Origin of the sequence: Nonomuraea gerenzanensis, assembly GCF_020215645.1 — a bacterium.
Classification (GTDB): domain Bacteria; phylum Actinomycetota; class Actinomycetes; order Streptosporangiales; family Streptosporangiaceae; genus Nonomuraea; species Nonomuraea gerenzanensis.
The window spans coordinates 5,941,606-5,959,606 of sequence record NZ_CP084058.1 but is presented as its reverse complement, the minus strand read 5'-3'; the positions used below and the strand labels follow the sequence as shown (position 1 = coordinate 5,959,606).

The 18,001-nt window shown below is 74.8% G+C and carries 18 protein-coding genes; 10 read left to right on the top strand and 8 right to left on the bottom strand.

The window, feature by feature from the left end; translation table 11 throughout:
- Window positions 1-86: 86 nt before the first annotated feature.
- The 8 genes from LCN96_RS27860 (at window position 87) to LCN96_RS27825 (ending at window position 7,880) form a co-directional block, all read left to right on the top strand.
- Window positions 87-632, top strand: a complete 546-nt coding sequence (locus LCN96_RS27860) for a dihydrofolate reductase family protein (RefSeq protein ID WP_225275843.1) — start codon at window positions 87-89, stop codon at window positions 630-632.
- A 2-nt stretch (window positions 633-634) separates the two neighbouring features.
- Window positions 635-1,036 carry a hypothetical protein gene (locus LCN96_RS27855; protein WP_225275842.1) on the top strand — a complete coding sequence of 134 codons (402 nt, stop codon included), beginning with the start codon at window positions 635-637 and terminating at the stop codon, window positions 1,034-1,036.
- 493 nt (window positions 1,037-1,529) lie between these two features.
- Window positions 1,530-2,342, top strand: a complete 813-nt coding sequence (locus LCN96_RS27850) for a class I SAM-dependent methyltransferase (protein WP_225275841.1) — start codon at window positions 1,530-1,532, stop codon at window positions 2,340-2,342.
- 170 nt (window positions 2,343-2,512) lie between these two features.
- Window positions 2,513-2,881, top strand: coding sequence for a VOC family protein (locus LCN96_RS27845; RefSeq protein WP_225275840.1), 369 nt, complete (start codon window positions 2,513-2,515; stop codon window positions 2,879-2,881).
- Window positions 2,882-3,012: 131 nt separating this feature from the next.
- Window positions 3,013-4,440: an ankyrin repeat domain-containing protein gene (locus LCN96_RS27840; RefSeq protein WP_225275839.1), complete on the top strand. Its 1,428-nt coding sequence runs from the start codon at window positions 3,013-3,015 to the stop codon at window positions 4,438-4,440.
- 404 nt (window positions 4,441-4,844) lie between these two features.
- Complete coding sequence (locus tag LCN96_RS27835; protein ID WP_225275838.1) at window positions 4,845-5,828, top strand: BtrH N-terminal domain-containing protein; 984 nt, start codon at window positions 4,845-4,847, stop codon at window positions 5,826-5,828.
- 123 nt (window positions 5,829-5,951) lie between these two features.
- Entirely contained in the window at window positions 5,952-6,380 is a 429-nt protein-coding gene (locus LCN96_RS27830; RefSeq protein ID WP_225275837.1) for an SRPBCC family protein, read from the top strand.
- Between the two features lie 120 nt (window positions 6,381-6,500).
- Window positions 6,501-7,880, top strand: coding sequence for a hypothetical protein (locus tag LCN96_RS27825; RefSeq protein WP_225275836.1), 1,380 nt, complete (start codon window positions 6,501-6,503; stop codon window positions 7,878-7,880).
- A 26-nt stretch (window positions 7,881-7,906) separates the two neighbouring features.
- On the opposite strand, the gene LCN96_RS27820 is transcribed toward LCN96_RS27825, so the two are convergent.
- Window positions 7,907-8,818, bottom strand: coding sequence for an ADP-ribosylglycohydrolase family protein (locus tag LCN96_RS27820; RefSeq protein WP_225275835.1), 912 nt, complete (start codon window positions 8,816-8,818; stop codon window positions 7,907-7,909).
- 382 nt (window positions 8,819-9,200) lie between these two features.
- Window positions 9,201-9,905, bottom strand: a complete 705-nt coding sequence (locus LCN96_RS27815) for a CTP synthase C-terminal region-related (seleno)protein (protein ID WP_225275834.1) — start codon at window positions 9,903-9,905, stop codon at window positions 9,201-9,203.
- A gap of 70 nt (window positions 9,906-9,975) precedes the next feature.
- Between LCN96_RS27815 and LCN96_RS27810 the strand changes: the two genes are divergently transcribed.
- Window positions 9,976-10,848: a LysR family transcriptional regulator gene (locus LCN96_RS27810; protein ID WP_225275833.1), complete on the top strand. Its 873-nt coding sequence runs from the start codon at window positions 9,976-9,978 to the stop codon at window positions 10,846-10,848.
- Window positions 10,849-10,924: 76 nt separating this feature from the next.
- Here the strand turns inward: LCN96_RS27810 and LCN96_RS27805 are convergent, their stop codons facing one another.
- Window positions 10,925-11,974, bottom strand: a complete 1,050-nt coding sequence (locus LCN96_RS27805) for a saccharopine dehydrogenase family protein (protein WP_225275832.1) — start codon at window positions 11,972-11,974, stop codon at window positions 10,925-10,927.
- A 141-nt stretch (window positions 11,975-12,115) separates the two neighbouring features.
- On the opposite strand from LCN96_RS27805, the gene LCN96_RS27800 reads away from it, so the two are divergent.
- On the top strand, window positions 12,116-13,042 hold the full coding sequence (locus LCN96_RS27800; RefSeq protein WP_225275831.1) for an AraC family transcriptional regulator: 927 nt from the start codon (window positions 12,116-12,118) through the stop codon (window positions 13,040-13,042).
- 42 nt (window positions 13,043-13,084) lie between these two features.
- Here the strand turns inward: LCN96_RS27800 and LCN96_RS27795 are convergent, their stop codons facing one another.
- The 5 genes from LCN96_RS27795 to LCN96_RS27775 form a co-directional block, all read right to left on the bottom strand.
- The gene (locus LCN96_RS27795) at window positions 13,085-14,416 is read right to left on the bottom strand and encodes a serine hydrolase domain-containing protein (RefSeq protein WP_225275830.1); all 1,332 of its coding nucleotides are present in this window, start codon (window positions 14,414-14,416) and stop codon (window positions 13,085-13,087) included.
- Between the two features lie 18 nt (window positions 14,417-14,434).
- Complete coding sequence (locus LCN96_RS27790; protein ID WP_225275829.1) at window positions 14,435-15,991, bottom strand: hypothetical protein; 1,557 nt, start codon at window positions 15,989-15,991, stop codon at window positions 14,435-14,437.
- Between the two features lie 18 nt (window positions 15,992-16,009).
- On the bottom strand, window positions 16,010-16,942 hold the full coding sequence (locus LCN96_RS27785) for an alpha/beta hydrolase family esterase (RefSeq protein WP_225275828.1): 933 nt from the start codon (window positions 16,940-16,942) through the stop codon (window positions 16,010-16,012).
- Between the two features lie 213 nt (window positions 16,943-17,155).
- Window positions 17,156-17,341, bottom strand: a complete 186-nt coding sequence (locus tag LCN96_RS27780; RefSeq protein WP_225275827.1) for a DUF4236 domain-containing protein — start codon at window positions 17,339-17,341, stop codon at window positions 17,156-17,158.
- A gap of 97 nt (window positions 17,342-17,438) precedes the next feature.
- Complete coding sequence (locus LCN96_RS27775) at window positions 17,439-17,879, bottom strand: hypothetical protein (RefSeq protein WP_225275826.1); 441 nt, start codon at window positions 17,877-17,879, stop codon at window positions 17,439-17,441.
- Window positions 17,880-18,001: the final 122 nt, after the last annotated feature.

The following is an 18,001-nucleotide window of genomic DNA, read 5'->3' as shown; positions in this document are numbered from 1 at the left end:
GATCACCGACAGATGCGGCTGCCTTGACAAAAAGATTTGTCGGTGGAAGGCTGAAGCCACCTCGGAACGCAAGGAGCCGCGAACCCATGAGAAAGATCGTCGCGGGGCTGTTCATCTCGCTCGACGGCGTCGTCGAAGCCCCCGAGACCTGGCACTTCCCGTATCTCGACGAGGAGATGCGCCAGGCGGTCGCCGCGCAGCTGGCAGCCGCCGACGCCCTGCTGCTCGGCCGGCGCACCTACGACGTCTTCGCCGCCCACTGGCCGCACCAGGACGCCGGCCAGGACCCCATGGCCGCCACCCTGAACGCCGCCCCCAAGTACGTCGTCTCCACCACCCTGACCGACCCCGCCTGGGCCAACACCACCGTCATCGCCGCCGACCCGCGCAAGGAGCTGCTGCGGCTCAAGGAGAGCCCCGGCGGGGACATCGGCATGAGCGGCAGCCCCACCCTGGTGACCTGGCTGCTGCGCGAAGGCCTGCTCGACGAGCTCAACCTGCTGGTCCACCCCCTCGTGGTCGGCACCGGCCGCCGCCTGTTCGAGCCCGGAAGCGCCCGGATCCCCCTGACACTCACCGAGTCCGCCACCTTCGGCACCGGCGTGCTGAACCTGACCTACACGAGGGCCTGACCATGCCTGCCAAGACCGTCGCCGAGAAACTGCTGATCAAGCCGGGCTCCACCGTGTGGATCTCCGCGGACGCCCACCGCCCGCTGGTGGAGCCGCTGCCCGAGGGCGCCCGCCACGCCGGCACCGTCAAGGAGGCGGACGTGGCGGTGTTCTTCGCCGCCGACGCCGCCGCCGCGCGCGGCCTGCTCGACGAGCACCGTGCGGTGCTGAGCGAGCCCGGGATCGTGTGGATCGCCTACCCGAAGGGCAACAAGGCCGACATCAACCGTGATTCGCTGTGGCCGATCGCGGGCGAGTACGGGCTGCGTCCGAACGGGCAGGTGGCCGTGGACGAGGTGTGGTCGGCGATGCGCTTCCGCCCGCTGAAGCCGGGCGAGCCCCCGTTCACCGGAGGCCGCGGCTGATTCCGCCTCGTACGGCCTGCTGCCGTCCGCCCGGCGGACCGGGTACGAGAGACGGGGATGGTCATGTCGCTGACCAGGGCGATCACATGGCCCCATGCGTGCGGACGATCTCCTGATGAGCCGATTCATCGGCGCCCTGCCTGACGCGCTCGAAGCCGCCCTCCGCCGTGACCATCGGTTCACACCATCCTGGACCTATACACGTGGCTTGTCAGACGGCCGGTGGCCTCGTGCGGGGTCAGTTCGACGCCGGTGCAGGCGACCTCTTCAGCAGGGGGTCGAACGGATCCGGCCGATGGCGCAGCTCGTCGGTGGCGTCCGCGCCGAAGCGGCTGATGCGGGCCCGCGGGTAGGGCGCGATGCCAGGGCGAAGACCGGGAAGTTCTGACCCGCCCCCTGGACGGCTTGCTCGCGCCGCGCAGACCTGCGACACTCCGGCCAGGTCCGATCTTTGCCGCCGGAGCACGCCAGCGAGGTCCAACGAGGAGGACCGATGAGCGCGGCCACAGGGCACCAACCAGGCACCCCGTACGCCTTCGACAACGACGCCGCCCACGCCGACGTGCTGCTCGGCTCGCTGGGCGAGATGCTCGACGAGTACACCACCGCCAGGCTCACCCGGATCGGCGTCGCCGCGGGCGCCCGCTGCCTGGAGGTCGGCGCCGGCGCGGGCACCATCGCCGCCTGGCTCGCCGACCGCGTCGGGCCGGACGGCGAGGTGATCGCCACCGACGTCAAACCCCAGCACGTACGCCCCCACCCCCGGCTCACGATCATGCGCCACGACGTGGCCGTGGACCCGATGCCGGCCGGCAGCTTCGACCTCATCCACGCCCGGGCCGTGCTGCAGCACGTGCCGCAGCGCCACGAGGTGCTGGCCAGGCTGGCCGGCTCCCTCGCGCCCGGCGGGGTGCTGCTGGTGGAGGAGCTGGAGGCGCAATGGGCCACGACCGTGCTCGACACCCCCGACCCGCGCGCCCACGACGTGTTCGCCGCCTACGAACGCGGCATCCGCGCCGTCCTGCAGGCCAACGGCAACGACATCGCCTGGTGCCGCCACGTGCACGCGGCGATGGCCGGGATCGGCCTGACCCGGGTCGAGACCGAGGCGTGGCAGCGCTCCTGGAGCGGCGGCACCGGCGTCTGCCTGCTGGCCCACTTCGGCAGCCGGGAGCTGGCACCCCAGCTCCTCGAGGCGGGCATGGCCGCCGAGGACCTGCGGCTCCTGGCCGACCTCACCCTCGACCCGCGGCTGGCGATGCTCGGCATCCCGCTGCTGTCCACCTCCGGCGTACGCGCGGAGTGATCGGGCCGTGCCCCGCGCGATCGCCGCGCCGGCCCTGCTCGCCGCCCTGCTGGCTGCCCTGCTCGCCGGTTCGTCCCGTGACCTCCGCCCCGAACGATGACTTCCGTATCCGCGCGGAGTCCCTACCGTTGAGCCGGGCCGTCCGGTCCGGCAAGAGAGGGGAGCAGGCAGTGGCGACAGGCATCTTCGCGGGCATCCCGGTCCGCGACTGCAAGAGCGCGGTGGAGTGGTACACCAGGCTGCTCGGCAGGGACCCGGCGTTCTGGCCCAACGACGTCGAGGCGGTGTGGCAGCTGGCGGAGGACCGGTACGTGTACGTCATCGAGGACGCCGCCCGCGCCGGCGGCGGGGTGTGCATGATCTGGGTGGACGACCCGGCCTCGGAGGTGGACCGGATCGCCGGGCGCGGGCTGCGTCCCGTGGACATGGAGCAGCACGGCAACGTCTGCAAGTGGGTCTTCCACGACGCCGACGGCAACGAGACGGGCATCGGGGGCGAGACCGCCGCCCCGTTGCCCGCGCCGGAAGCCGGTCCGTAAGGTGGGAGGAGCGCGCGAGGGCGCTGCCAGTCCGCGGGCAGGGATCTTCCCACCTCGAGCACGCATCTACGACGCGCAGGGCCAACCTCCTTCCGGCCGGGCGAGCGGACCCCGGTGACGAAGGGGTCGCGATGTCCGGTCGTCATTTCGAGCTGCCTGCCCGTCCGAACCTGGCGTACTACCGCAAGCAGGCCAAGCAGCTCCTGCGCGCCCATGCGGCGGGGGATGGGGTGGCCTGGGCTCGGGTCGGTGAGGTGCTGGGTGGGCGGAGGGCTGGGCGGTTCCTGCTCAGTGATGCTCAGTTCGTGGTCGCGCAGGAGCACGGGTTCCGGAGTTGGGCCGAGTTCCGCGCGCATGTCGGCGGGAGCTTCGGGGATCGGCCGGTTTCGCGGCTCATGGGGGTGCGGCCGGGGATCTACGCTGCGATGGCGGAGGCGCTGCTGACCGAGCTGCGTCGTGGTGATCCGGGGGCGGTGCGGCGGTTGCGCGCCTACGTGCCCCGGCACGCCGCCGCCACCGCCGGCGGGACGCCCGCCACGCTCTCCACCCTCTCCACCGCAGCGTCCGCCACGACCGCCGGCGCGCCTTCCAGCGTGACCGTCGAGCTTCGCGACGCCCGGCTGATCATCGCGCGCGAACTCGGCTTCCCGACCTGGCGTGAGCTGGTGTCGTACACCGAGAAGTCCCGCCGTGATCTCGCCGACCGCCGGGAGGAACGGCGGCGGCTGCGACGCCAGGCCCAGGCCCTGCTGGCAGGCGACACCCCACGACTCGCCGCCCTGGCCACCGAGCAGGCCGGCATCCTGCTGCGCATGCTCGCGCTCCCCGAGGCGATCCCCGGCGTCCGGCTCGGGCGGGAGCTCGGCGTGCCGCGCGCCGCGGTCGAGGTCCTGCTCGGCAAGGCAGCCGACCTCGATCTCCCGCTCACCTGGGCCGCCCGCTTCGACCGGCTCGCCTACGTACGCCTGCTGCTGGACGCGGGCGCCGACCCAGGCGCCCGCGCGGAGGGCGTCTTCCCGCTGGAGAACGCGATCTACCACGGCAACACGGACATCGTCGACCTGCTCGCCGGGCACACGATCGTCCCCCGGTCGCTGTGGACGTTCGCCGCCTGCGGCCGGCTGGATCTGGTGCGGGCCTGCTTCGACGCGAACGGCCGCCTCCGCCCGGACGCCGCGCCGACACGCCCCGACCTGGCCGACACCGGCGCGGGTTTCCCGTCCCGGCTGCCGCCGTCCGATGATCCCGCGGAGATCGAGGGAGAGGCGTTCGTCCACGCCTGCCAGCACGGCCGGGTGGAGGTCGTGCGCTGGTTCCTGGACCGGGGCGTGCATCCGGACGTGGCGCCCTATCTCGGGCGGACCGGCCTGCATTGGGCGATCCCCGGCGGCCGGCTCCCCGTCATCCGCCTGCTCCTGGAGCGCGGCGCCGACCCGTCCGTCCGCGACGATCTTCTGCGGGCCGACGCGGGCGGGTGGGTGCGGATCGCCTTCGCCGCCCGCCCGCACGATCCCGTGGCGCGGCGGCTTCAGTACCTGTTCGAGTCCCGTACGCGCTGAGGCCGCCGGGGTGACGGCCGACGCCGTCCGCTTCTACGAGCGCTACGGCGTGATCACCGCGTACCGCAGCGACGGCAACGCCCGCCGCTGCACCGTCGACGCGATCTGCCGGATCACTCTGGCGCCGGCCGCGCAACGCGTAGGGATCACGCTCAGAGGAGAGCGCCGGCATCCCGCCGCTGCCGCACGATCTGGCATCGTGGGTCGCCGCGGGCGACGAACTGGTCCGTACCGGCCGCGAACGCATCACCCAGCGGCAGGAGACCGTCAGCGAGCCGGCCACCCTGGATCTCCGGCAGGAGTGACGCGGGCGCGCGCGTGGGGCGATGCCGTTGGACTCTCCCCCTGGGGGAGAGTCCATGGTCGTCGGTGAAGGTGTCGGCAACAGGGAGGGAAAGGCACGCATGACCATCGTCGACGGCATCGAGGCGCGCGGCACGCACCACTGCGAGACGACGGCGCTGGGGGTGCTGCTGCGGCACGAAGGGCTCGACCTGTCCGAGCCCATGCTGTTCGGGCTGGGCTCGGGCCTGTCCTTCGTCTACTGGGACGGCAAAAGCATGCCGTTCCCCTTCCTCGGCGGCCGGGTCAAGCCGTTCGAGCTGACCCGGAACCTGTCGGCCAGGCTCGGGCTGACGCTGACCGCGCAGGAGACCACCTCCCCGCGCAAGGCGTGGCAGAATGTGGCCGCCCCCATCGACGCCGGCCGCCCGGTCGGCCTCCAGCTCGACTGCTACCACCTGGACTACTTCACCACCAAGGTGCACTTCGGCGGGCACGTGGTGGCCATGTACGGCTACGACGAGCACGACGCCTACCTCGTGGACACCGGCCAGCAGGGCGGAGCGGTGCGCACCGGCCTGCCCGCCCTGGCCAGGGCACGCTCCGAACGCGGCCCGATGACCGCCAGGAACCGCTCCTTCACCATCGCCCTGCCGGGCGGGCCGCCGTCCTGGCAGGACCGGATCGTCCCCGCCATCCGGCAGTGCGCCGAGTCCTTCCTCGCCGCTCCCATCGCGAACCTGGGCCACCGCGGCATCGAGAAGGCGGGCAAGCTGGTGCCCGGCTGGCTGGGGCGCGCCGGCGACCCGCGCCGGGACCTGCCGCAGGCCGCCCATCTCATGGAACGGGGCGGCACCGGCGGCGGCCTGTTCCGTGCCCTGTTCCGCGACTTCCTGGACGAGAGCGGCCGGCTCGTCGACGACCCGGGGCTGCGTACCGGTCACCGGCTGTACGCCGAGGCCGCCGCCCTGTGGACGGACGTGTCCACGCTGATCGCCAAGGCGGGGGAGAGCGGCGACGCGGCACCTCTGGAGCAGGCCGGCGCCGTCTTGCGCGATCTTTCGCGGATCGAGCGGGAGGCCATGGAGGTGCTGCGCCGGCTGTAGCCCCGGCGATCTCCTCGGCGGCGCCGGATTCGCCGGGCCCGGTCATGAGCAGGTACTGCATGAGGGAGTTCGGCCTTCGCCGTGCGGTGAGGTCCCTGAGGGGCCTTGATGAGGGGAGTTCTCGTGGTGAGACCCGTGTACACGGCCGCCGCCGTCCACGTGCCCGCGCCGCCGGAGCAGGTGTTCGCGCTGATGACCGACTGGTCCCGGCACCAGGAGTGGATGTTCATGACCACGGCCAGGCGGGTGGGCGAGGACGGGCTGGAGGCCTACACCGGGATGCGGCCGTTCGGCTTCCTGGACACGATGACCATCACCCACTGGGAGCCGCCGACGCTGGTGCGCGTCACGCACACCGGGCGGGTCGTGCGCGGCCGGGGCGCCTTCCGCGTGCGCCCGCACCCGGGTGGCAGCCGCGTGGTGTGGGCGGAGGAGCTGGAGCTGCCGTTCGGGGTGGTGGGGCGGGCGGCGTGGCCGCTGGTCCGGCCGATCGCCGCCGCGTTCGCCCGCCACTGCCTGCGCCGCCTGGCCCGCCTCCTGCCGCCCGCCTGAACGGGCCGGCTCCCGGCGCTGACATCCGCGCGGTTCCTGGCGGCCCGTCGCCGAAACGCGCCCGCCTAGCCGGGCGGCCCGTCGCCGGAACCCGCGCGGCTCCACGGGTGTAGGCAGAGCATGGCTTCCTTCACCAGACGCCGGGCGCTGGCCCTCGGCGGCGCGCTGGCCGGCGCAGCCGCGCTCCTGCCGGGCTGCTCCAGCGCCCCTCCCGCCGACCACGCCGCACGCCGCCGCGCCACCAGCCCGCCGCCACCACGCCCCGGGCGGCTGTTCGCCGACACCGCCGCCGGGCTGGCCGTCGCCGACCTGGCCACCGGCGCCGTACGCGCCACCTACCCGGGCGCGGTCGCCGAGGCGCGCTGGTCCCGCCTGTACCAGCTCACCGACGGCCGCCTGCGCACCTACGACGCCGGCAACGGCCGCCTCATCGCCGACGTCACCGCCCCCGGCGAGCAGATCAAGGCCGTCTCCGCCGCCCTCGTCGCCCTCGGCCCGCCCCCGGGACCGCGTACCCGCACCACCCTGACCCTCATCGGCGCGGACCGCCCGCGCACACTGCACCTCGACGGCAACATCGAGCCCGAGGCGTTCTCCCCGGACGGCACCGCCATGTACGTCCTGGACCGCCTGCCCCCGGCCGCCCCCGACGGCTACCGCGTCCGCGCCTACGACTTGACGCGCGAGCGCATGGGCCCGTTGCAGACGCGCGACAAGCGGCCGGTGCCCGCCGGGCAGGAGGAGGAGATGCGCGGCCAGGGCCGCCAGGCCGTCCTCGACCCCGCCCAGAACGTCCTCTACACGCTCTACACCCACCAGGACAGCCACCTGCACACCCGCGACCTGGTCGCCGACCGGGACCTCAGCCCGGGGGTGCACGCCTTCGTCCACGTCCTGCACCTCGATCAGCGCTGGGCGTTCTGCCTGGATCTGCCCGCCCCGTTCGGGCTGGGGCCTGCGGCGGCGCACACGCTGGCGCTGGGGGAGGCGGGACTGTACGTGTTCGACGCCTCCAGCGGGCGGGTGACGCTGGCCTCGACCCAGGACCTGACGATCACCCGCTCGGCCCTGCTGGGCCGGGCCGGCGGGGACGGCGCCACCGGGCCGCCGGAGCAGGGGGCGGCGGACGGTGGGACGCCGGAGCACGCGGCGGCAGGTCACCAGGCGCCAGGGCAGGAGACGACGGGCCACGAAGCCTCGGGGCGCGGGGTGGCGGGGCAGGGAGCGGCGGCGGGGGAGGCGTTCGCGGTGGCGGGTGGCGGGCGGCTGTACCTGGCGGAGGGCGGGCGGCTGCTGGTCTGCGACGGCCGCACGCTCGTCCCGCAGGCCAGGTGGTGGCTGCCCGGCCAGGCGCGCGGGCTGGCGTACCTGAACGGCGAGGTTTTGGCGGGCGCGGGCGAGCAGGTCCTGCGCCTGGACCCGGCCACCGGCGCCCGCCGGGGCGCCCTCACCCTGCCCGGCCTGCGCGCCCTGCGCCACGCCGAGTCAGCGACGGGCTGATCCGCGCGACGTCACCCCCGGCGGGCTCACGCTTCCAGCCATCCGGGAAGCGGCTCGCGGGCGGCGAGCCATTCGGCGGGGATGCCGTCGGTCCCGGTGCCGGCGGCGATGACGCCGCCGGCGATCGCGGCGGTGGTGTCCATGTCGCCGCCGGCCACGACGCAGGCCCGCACCCCGGCCGGATAGTCCTCCAGGTGGCGGGTCGCCGCCCAGAGCGCGAACGGCACGGTGTCCTGGGCGGTGACCCGCGACCCGTTGCCCAGCACCTGCGCCGCCTGCTCGGGTGTCGCCTTCTTGAGGCGGCGGACGCGGCCGAGCCCCGGGCGGACGTAGGTGCCCGGGGTGTGGTCGAGCACCGCCTCGATGATGTCCTCGGCGGTGCCTGTTGTGGTGCCTGTTGTGGTGCCGGCTGTGGTGCCCGCTGCGGCGAGGCTGGCCGCGACGGCGACGGCGATCGCGCCCGCGATGCCTTCGGGGTGGGTGTGGGTGATCTCGGCCTGCCGGGCGGCCTCGGCGGCGGCGCGTGCGGGGTCGCCGGCGAAGTAGGCGCCCAGGGGCGCGACGCGCATGGCGGCGCCGTTGCCGTAGGAGCCGCCGCCGCCGAAGGACCCGGCCACGGCAGCCCGCCATGGGTGCCCGCCGCGGATGCGTTCGAGGAGCGCCCCGGCGCCGGCGCCGTAGCGGCGGCCGGCGTCCATGCGGGTGGCGAAGGAGGTGGCCAGGGCGTCCTGGTCGACGTGTCCGTGACGGCGCAGGCAGGTGACGACCGAGCAGGCCATCTCGGTGTCGTCGCTCCACTCCCACGGTGGCGGGGGCAGGTCGCGGGCGGTGAGGTGGCGGTTGGTGTGCAGGAAGAACTGGTCGCCGAACGCGTCCCCGACCGACAGCCCCTCCAGGCAGGCGCGCATCAGTGCGGGAGCGCGCCCGTCGGCGCTCATGGCAGGGCCCTCGCGGCCGGGGCCCAGGTGGGCCGCAGGGTTTCGGGGGCGCCTGGTGGGCTGGTGAGGCGTTCCATCATCGCAGCCTAGCGATCTTGGTCACGCGTTCGCGGACGTTCCCGGCAAGTCTGGCCCGTCCCGCTGCGCGCGGCCGACGGCGGGCACGCGGGCAAGGGCGCGCGGGCAAGGGCGCGCAGGCGTGAGGGCGTCGCTCAACGCGAGCACGCCAGCACGCCGGGCGCCAGCACGCCTGGACGCGAGCACGCCGGGGCGCGGGGGCGCACCACGCGGAGGGCGCGGGGGCGCAGACGCGGCGCGGCGGCAAGGGTGCGGCCGGACGCCAGGTCGCGTCCGGGCGCGGAGTCAGGGCGAGGGCGCCCGGTCAGCGGGCGGACGCCAGACCGCGCCCCGCGTGGTGGCGGGCGACGGCGGCGGCGAAGGCCGCGACCACCGGATGCGGCCGCCGCCCGTCCCCCGCCAGCTCCGGCTGGAACAGGGTGGCCAGGAAGAACGGATGCCCCGGCAGCTCGGCCACCCGAGCCGTCCCGTCCTCGGCGTGCCCGGAGAACACCAGCCCGTGCCCGGCCAGCGTCTCCTTGTGCGCCTCGTTGAGCCCGTAGGAGCAGATGTAGGACTCCGTCGTCGAGGTCGCCCCCACGATCTGCTCGATCCGCGTGCCCGGCACCAGCCGCACCCGGCCCTCGTGCCCGGCCAGCGAGCACGCCAGCGGCGTCAGCAGGAAGTCCGCCGCGCCGGGCTCGTTCTCGGCGTGCGCGACGCGCAGCCCGCACACGTGCCGCGCGTACTCCAGCAGCATGTGCTGGAACCCCGCGCACGTCCCCAGGAACGGGATGCCCTGCTCCCGCGCCACCCGCACGGCCTCCACCGCGCCCGCCTCGTCACGGTACGGGCTGCCCGGCACCAGCCAGATCCCGTCGAACCCCGCCACCCCCCGCACGTCGTCGGTGGGCATCCAGTACGGGTCGAGCGCGATCCCGTCACGCTCGCGCAGCGCCTCCACCAGCAGCGGGATCCGGGCGTGGGAACGAACACCGGGGGAGCGGTCCCCCACAAGGGCGATTCTCATGGCACCATCGTGACCGGCGCCCCCTGTTAAGCGCCAACGATGATTCCTGCACTCACGATAAGCGACGCTGATGGACCCGCACCTGCTGACCACGTTCGTGACCGTCGCGCGGCACGGCTCGTTCTCCGCCGCCGCCGGCGAGCTCGGCTACACCCAGTCGGCGATCTCCCAGCAGATCGCCGCCCTGGAGGCCGACCTGGGGCTGCCTCTGCTGCGCCGCCGCCCGGTCGAGCCGACCCCGGCCGGGCGGCGGCTGCTGGAGCACGCCGAGCCGCTGCTGCTGCGCCTGCGGGCGGCCCGCGCCGACGTGCTGCGCACCGCCGCCGAGCCCCGCCACCTGCTGCGCCTGGCCGCCACCCCGCTGGCCGTCAACCCGGTGGTGGCCGCCCGCCTGGCCGAGGCCCGCGCCCGGCAGCCCCGCCTGGAGGTACGGCTGCGCACGTGCCGCACCGAGCAGCTCGCGGCCCTGGTCGCCGAGGGCCGGGCCGATCTGGGGCTGGCCGACGGCATCGCGGCCCCGAGCGACCCGCTGCGCCTGCCGGAGTCCGGCCCGATGACGACGACGGGGGTGAGCGAGGAGGACCTGGTCGTGGTGCTGCCGCCGGGGCATCCCCTGGCCGGGCGGGCGGCGCTGCGGCTGGCCGACCTCATCGACGCCCGCTGGCTGCGGACCCCGCTGTGCCCGCCGGCCCGGCTGCGGGACCTGGTGGGCGACGGGTTCCCGGCCGGGCTGGAGTACGAGGGCGACGACGTGCACACCGTGCTCGCCCTGGCCGCCGCCGGTCACGGCCTGACCCTGCTGCCCGCCTCGGCCGTGCCCGCCGGCTGCGGGGTGCTCGCGGTGCCGGTGGGCGCGCCCCGGCTGGTGCACCGGGTGGAGCTGCTGCACGCCGCCCTGCCGCCGGGCGCCGCCGCCGACCTGGCCGCCGCGCTGACCGGCTGAGCGGCGTACGTCCCGCAGCGGCTCGCCGAACGTGTCCCCGCCTGGCCTGCGGCGGCTCGCCGGACAAGGCCCGTCCTCAGGCCGCCGGCGCGTCCTCGACGCTCCACCGGATCCCGTGAGGGGCGAGGAAGTCCAGGAAGCCGGCCGGGTCGTAGGCCTGGGCGGGTGCGAGCACCCCCGGCGCGGCGGGATCGGCGATGAGCCGGCGGGCGCCCTCCACGGCGATCACCGCGGTCGTGCCGTAGGTGTCGGGCCCCTGGACGACGCCGCGGGCACGGCGCCCGCCGGCGGCGGTGGCGTCGAGCACGTAGGTGAAGCGCTGGCCGCGGCGGCTGTCCTCGTCGGGTCCCTCCGGCAGGCTGTCGATGAGCTGCGGCGTCAGCGGCATGTTCAGCCGGTCACCCAGCGCCGCCTCGGTCACGCCCTCGACCCGACGGACGCGCACGTGACGCGGAATGGTCACCACCTCAGGCACGGGAAAGGCCATCACCGGGGTCGGCTCCTGCTGCCCGGGCAGCAGGATCGCGGCGTGGCGGGCGGGCACGCCGGGCCGCCAGCCGCCGTCGTAGGTCAGCCCGCCCGCCTTGACGGCGTCGATCGTCTCCAGCAGCGAGCGCAGCGAGCCGCGCGACATGCCGCCGCCCCCGACGATCACATGGGTGCTGACGATCTCCTCGACCGGTCCCAGGCGATCGGCCAGGACGTGGGCCATGAGGTCCACCGGGACGCAGCCGTCGTTGGCGGCGGGCACGACGGTGACCCCGGCGTCGCGCGCCCGCGTGGCGAAGGTGTCGAAGACCTCCTTGATGTAGAGCTGCTCGCCCGAGGTGTCGACGTAGTGACAGCCGGCGGCGATCGCGGCGCGGACCACGGCCGCACCCGAGGAGGTGAACGGCCCGGCGCAGTTGATGACGCCGTCGCAGCCGCGCAAGGCGCCCACCAGCGCCTCATGGTCGCCGGTGCCGGCCACCCGCCGTTCGGCGCCGGGCAGGCCGGCCACGGCGGCGGCCTCCTTCAGGCGCACGGGATCGCGGCCGGCCAGGACCGTCTCGATGCCGCGTCGCGCCAGCTCGGTGAGCACGAGCCTGCCCTGGTATCCACTCGCGCCGTAAACGGCGATCTTCATGTCGTCTCCTCGTGACAGAGGCCGGGCGTTCGCCCGGCCCTCAGCACAGTAAGACGCGGGGATGAGACGCTTGAATGCGCGAACCGCTCCCGCGTTTGCGCCATCGTCTTCGCCGAAGCCGGTGCGGGTTACACTCGCTGCGTGGATGTGCTGTCTGACGTGGTGAGCGCGGCGCGTACCGGCCGGCCCCACTCGGGCCGGGTGACCAAGCCCGCCCCCTTCGCCGAGCGGTTCGCGGCGGTGCCTGCCGCCGGGTTCCACATCGTCCTGCAGGGGACGTGCTGGCTGCTCCCCCCGCAGGGTCAGCCGATCGCGCTCGGCCCCGGCGACGTGGCGTTCCTGCCGCGCGGATCGGCGCACAGCCTGGCCGACACCCCCTCCACCCCGGTGAGCGGGCCGCCCGCACCGCTCACCGCAGTCCATGACGGCCCCGGCGACGGCCGGCCGCCGTCGGTGGTCATGCTCTGCGGCGCCTACCTCCTGGACGGATCAGGCCCGCACCCGCTCCTGAACGATCTGCCCGAGATCATCCATCTGCCGACGCGGGTGGGGCGGCACAGGGAGCTGCGCGCCGCGGTCGAGCTCCTCGGCGCGGAGCTGGACGGCGGCGACCGTCCCGGCTCCGACACCGTCCTGCTCACCCTGCTGGATCTGCTCCTGCTCTACATCCTGCGCGCCTGGTTCGAGCAGGAGCACCTGTCCGGGCACGCCGTCACCGGCTGGGCCGCCGCCCTGCACGACCCCGCCGTGGCCGCCGCCCTGCGCGCCATCCACGAGGACCCCGCCCGGCCGTGGACCGTCGGGGAGCTGGGCGCGCGGGCGCGCCTGTCGCGCGCCGCCTTCGCCCGGCGCTTCACCCAGCTGGTCGGCCGGCCACCGCTCACCTACCTGACCTGGTGGCGGATGACCACCGCCGCCCGGCTCCTGCGCACCTGCGACGCGCCCGTCGACACGATCGCCCGGCAGGTCGGCTACAGCTCGCAGTACACCTTCACCCACGCCTTCAAACGCCAGTACGGCTCACCACCCGGCAGCTACCGGCACCGGCCCGCGCCCCCCGGTCCATGAGCCGGCCACCCAGCGGTCACCCAGCGTCCGGGCGCGGCCGCATCAGGCGTGCCAGTCGCCCGCCCCGCCCGGCACCGGCGCGCCCGGGTCGTACGGCGTCCGGGTGAAGATGAACGTGTTGAGGTCGAGGTGGTCGGCTGCCACGCGCAGCGTCTCCCCGGCGTAGTAGCCGTCGAGCCCCAGCCATGTCCCGTCGTCCTGCGGCACGAACCGCGAGGCCCGCCCTGCCCCGCCGACCGGCTCCAGCGACAGCCCCCGCTCGGGCAGCAGCCGCAGTGTGTACGCCTTCGGCCCCCAGTGCCACAGCCCGGTCAGCGCGAGCAGCTCGGGGTCGGCGGGGACGGGCCGCCACTCGTCGGGCAGGCGCGGCTCGTGCCGGTCGAGGATGTCGAGCAGGTCGGTCAGCAGGGTGCCGCTCATGCCGCTGGTGGTGTTGGCCAGGAACAGCGTCCCGACGCCCTCGGCGGGGTCGGCCCACACGGTGGCCAGGAAACCGGGCATGGAGCCGGAGTGGCCGGCCAGGCGGCGCCCGCCGTGGCGGGCCAGCTGCAGGCCCAGCCCGAACGCGCCGGTCCAGGCGTCGCCGTCCTCGACGCCGATCGGCTCGCGCATCTCGGCCAGCGTGTCGGGGCACAGCACGCCGCAGGTCTCGCCGCCCAGGAACGCCGCCCAGCGGGCCAGATCGTGCGCCGTGGACCACAGCTGCCCGGCCGGGGCCATGGCGTCGGCGTCGTGCTCGGGCTCGGCCTGCACGACGTCGGCCCACGGGTGGACGGCGTAGCCGGTGGCGTGCGGGGCGCGCGGGCGCGGGGTGGTGGCGTGCATGCCGAGCGGGTCGAGCACCTCGGCGCGCAGCGCCTTGAGCCAGGTGGTGCCGCGCAGCCGGGCCACCAGCTCGCCGAGCACGGCGAAACCGACGTTGGAGTAGTGGAAGCGCCGCCCCGGCCGGTGCTTGAGGTCGCCGGGCCCGAGCCGCTCCAGCAGGTCGTGCACGGGAACGCCGGGGGTGCGCTCCCACCAGGCGGTGGGCGGCTCGGCGGTCACGCCGGCGGTGTGCGACAGCAGCTGCGCGATGCTCAGGTGGCCCAGCCGGGTGCCCGGCAGGTGCCGTTCGAGCGGGTCGGTCAGGGCGAGCACGCCCTCGTCGCGCAGCCGCATCACCACGACCGCGACCATGCTCTTGGTGATGGAGCCGATCCGGTACTGCGTGGCGGCGGTCGGCGCGGCGCCGTCCACGCTGCCGCGCCCGGCGAACCACGCCAGCCGCCCGTCGCGGACGATCGCGGCCGTCACCGACGGGATCCTGCACTCGGCCTGCTCGACGGCGAGCCTGCGCAGCAGTGCGCGCGCCGCCTCATGTCCCACCTGCGTCATGGGCGACAAGGGTAGCGCTCAGATCGGGATCAGCCGCGGGCCGATCAGCTCGCCCTGGTGGGGCTGGGGGCGGGCCTGGTCGTGGAAGTAGTGGCCGGCGTACCAGACGACGACGTTGGTGCCGTTGATGTTCTCGCCGTTGAGGAAGCGGTTGAGCGCGGCGCGGTCGCGCGGGCCGGGGTTGCCGTCGTCCAGCTCGCGCGGGTGGTGGCGCAGGAACCACAGGTCGGACACGCCGTAGGCGTCGGCGGTGCCGTCGAAGGGGCCGGGGTGGATCTGCAGGCCGCGGCCGGAGGACTTGTCGCGCACCTGCCAGTAGCGGGCGGGCGCGCGGCGCCGCCGCGAGGTCTCGCGGATGATCGCGACCGGCTCGGGGATGAGGGAGCCGGTGTCGTCGACCTGCTCGACCACGTCGTTGCTCGCGCCCTGGACGTCGAAGTCGAGCCGCCAGTAGCAGTGGTGGCGGTGCACCAGGCACGTCATCGGGTTGCGGGTGGCGGCGAACCCGAAACGCGGCCGGATCTCGCCGTCGTCGGCCAGCCGCCAGTCGCTGGCGTAGCGGTACCAGCCCGCCTCCAGCTCGCTGACGATGCGCAACTGCTCGCCGTCGTGGTGGACGGCGACGCCCTGGAAGTCGCCGGCGTCGGTGGCGGGGCGTTCCAGGATGGTACGGGGGGCGCGGGTGCACAGCCGCCATCCCCAGCCGACGGGGTCGGTGCCGGTGGCGCTGAAGCGGGTCTCGAGGTTGACGTCGTCGCGGAAGGTGGTGCCCTCCTCGTACTCGACGTTGAGGATGGGCACGTGCGCCTGCCGCAGCACGAGCCGGCCGCGGTAGCGGACCTGGCGCAGCTCGACGCCGCCGCCCACGCCGGGGCTCTGCGGCGCCGAGGCGCGCGGGCGCACCACCAGCAGGCTCCACAGCTCGGTGGCGCCGCGGTGCACGCGCACCCGTACCTGGTCGGGGCCGCCCCGGTCGGCCAGCGCGTCGACGCCGACGGGGACGCTGTCCTCGCAGTCGTGGTGCATGCGCACGTTGATGCCGGCGGGTGTCCAGTCCACCGCGCGGGCGGCCAGGTCGACGGCCACGATGCGGTGCCGCAGCCCGGTGGGCTCGCCCGGCGTGTACAGGCCGAGGGTGGGGCGGCGCACCGTGGTGCCGTCGGGGTTCTCGGCGTCGGCCAGCGGCGGCATGGGCCGGTAGACGACGACGTCGCCGCCCTGGGGGAAGCGGGGGTCGGCGCGCAGGATCGCCGCGGCGGCGACGAGCTCCTCGCGGCTGGGCGGCGGGCGGAAGGAGCTGGGCCGCAGCTCGGCGCGTTCGGGACGGTCCAGGGTGCCGCGCAGCTCGACGGCGCGGTTGCCGACGGGGTCGAACACGGTGGCCTGGAACGGCGCGTTGTCGCCCGGGTCGTGGCCCAGGCCGGGGGCGAAGGCGACGGTGAGCCGTTCGGGGTCGGCGACCTCCAGGGCGGCCAGCGCCTCGGGGTGCTGGGCCACGGCCTGGCGCAGCCGCTGCTGGCTCAGCCCGGTGCGGGGGACGGCCTCGAGCGTGACGCGTACGTCGTCGTCGGTCATGCTGCACTCCTTGGGACGTCAGCGGGAGGGGGCGCGGTCGAAGGCGTCGAGGATGAGCCGGGTGGCGTCCAGGTCGCGGGCGGTGGCCCCGAGCCAGGGCACCTCGATGGGGCCGGGCCAGGTGTGCCCGCCTCCGTCGATCGTGTACAGGCGCAGTGTGGTGCCGCCGGGGCAGGTTTTCCAGTCACGCACCCGTATCCGCGGGGACAGGGGTGTGGTGGCGCGGCCGGAGCAGCCGAGCAGCGCGGCCCAGCCGGCCGCGGCCCGCTCGACGGGGTCGAGCACGACCAGGTCGGCCAGTGCGCGCAGGTCGCCGCGGGCGTCCTGGAAGGGGTGGCCGCCGCGGTAGGGGACGATGCGGTCGGCGGTGCCGTGGAAGGCCACCAGGGTGGCGGGCGGCGGCCGGTCCCGGCAGGGGCGCACGATGTTGAGCCCGGCGACGGCGGCCACGCCGACCAGGCGGCCGTCCATGACGCACAGCAGCGAGGTGGCCATCGCGGCGCCGTAGGACAGGCCGGCGGCGAACTGGCGCCGCCGGTCGACGCACAGGCCCTGCTCCAGGTGGTCGAGCAGGGCGGTCAGGAACGCGGTGTCGTCGGGCCCGGCGGTGTGCGGCAGCGTCCAGCCCATGCGGCCGCCGGCGGCCTGCGGGGTGGCGACGACGTAGCCGCGGCGCGAGCCCTGCTCGGGCAGCCGGCCGTAGGCGGACTGCTGGGCGGCGCTGGAGCCGAGGCCATGCAGGTCGAGCAGGACGGGGTGGGGGCCGTCGCCGGCGGGCAGCGACAGCAGGAAGCGGCGTTCGAGGCCGCCCGAGCGCAGCCGGTGGGTGCCGGGCTCCAGGGGCCGCGTGGCCTGGCAGCCGCTGCTGGCGTGCCGCGCCGCCGCCGGAGGCGCGGGCGCCGGCGTCTCAGAGCCGGTTGGTGCGCCGCCGCAGCGGGCGGCCAGCAGCACGGCCGCCAGCAGCAGGGACGCGCGTGTGGGCCGTGGGAGCCGTGTGGGAGGCCATGCGGGCCATGCGGGCCATGGGGGCCGTGTGGGCATCGCCGTCGTGCCTCCCGCCGCCGCAGGTGCGTCCGTTGCAGGCAGTGTGCTGGACGGCGGCGGTCCCGCGCCACGGCAAGGGGCGCGGGCTTGCCGCCCGCGCCCCTTGCCGGGCGGTGGTCCTCATCGGCGGGCGCGGGTCTTGCGCCAGGTGAAGCCGCCGGGCAGGTTCACCGACACCGTACGGCGCCCGTCGGCGCCGCGCGTCACCCGGAACAGCCGGTTGCCCCAGCTGTGCCCGACCCCGCGGTTCGACAGGTTCAGCCGGAACGGACCGAACTTGATCGACTTCCGGTAGCTCAGACCCATATCGCTTCCTCCGTAGTGATCGACGGAAAGCCTTCGACTACCCCGGCGAGCCGCGATGTATCGGGTTGTTTCAAGCGCGGGCAAACCGCCGTGCGGATCAGCACACGTCGATGTACCAGACCGGATCCCAGGGATCGACGCGCTTGGGCACGCGGTAGTCGGCCGGGACCGTCATGTACACGCTCCTGTCCTGCCGCAGCAGCCGGGCCGAGGCGTTGCCGCCCTGGCTGTTGGTGACCGCGCCGGCGCCCAGGAAGTCGGACAGCGAACGTTCGGTGCAGTAGTACAGCTCCCACACGCTGTGCTGCCCGTCGCCCTCACCGGCGGCCACGCACAGGAACCCGGGCCAGCACTCGGCCAGCAGCCTGTTGCGGGTCTCGGTGCTGACGTTGCGGTGCAGCTTCTCCTTGGGGCCGCTGAACGGGGTCAGGGCCGGGGTCCAGGCGTCGGCGGCCTGCGGCGTCCCTTCCTGCGGTTCCTCCTGCGCCCGCGCCGCCGCCGGGGCGGTCGCCGGCAGCAGCAGCGCGCAGATCAGCATGAATGCGGTGGCCAGGAGCGTTCTTCTCGTTCGCGGCGGGGATGGCGGGTGTGGCGTCGGTGCCATGAGCATCGGCCCTTCTCGGCTCGGGTGTGCCGTTCGCTACGCCGCCCACCCTGACA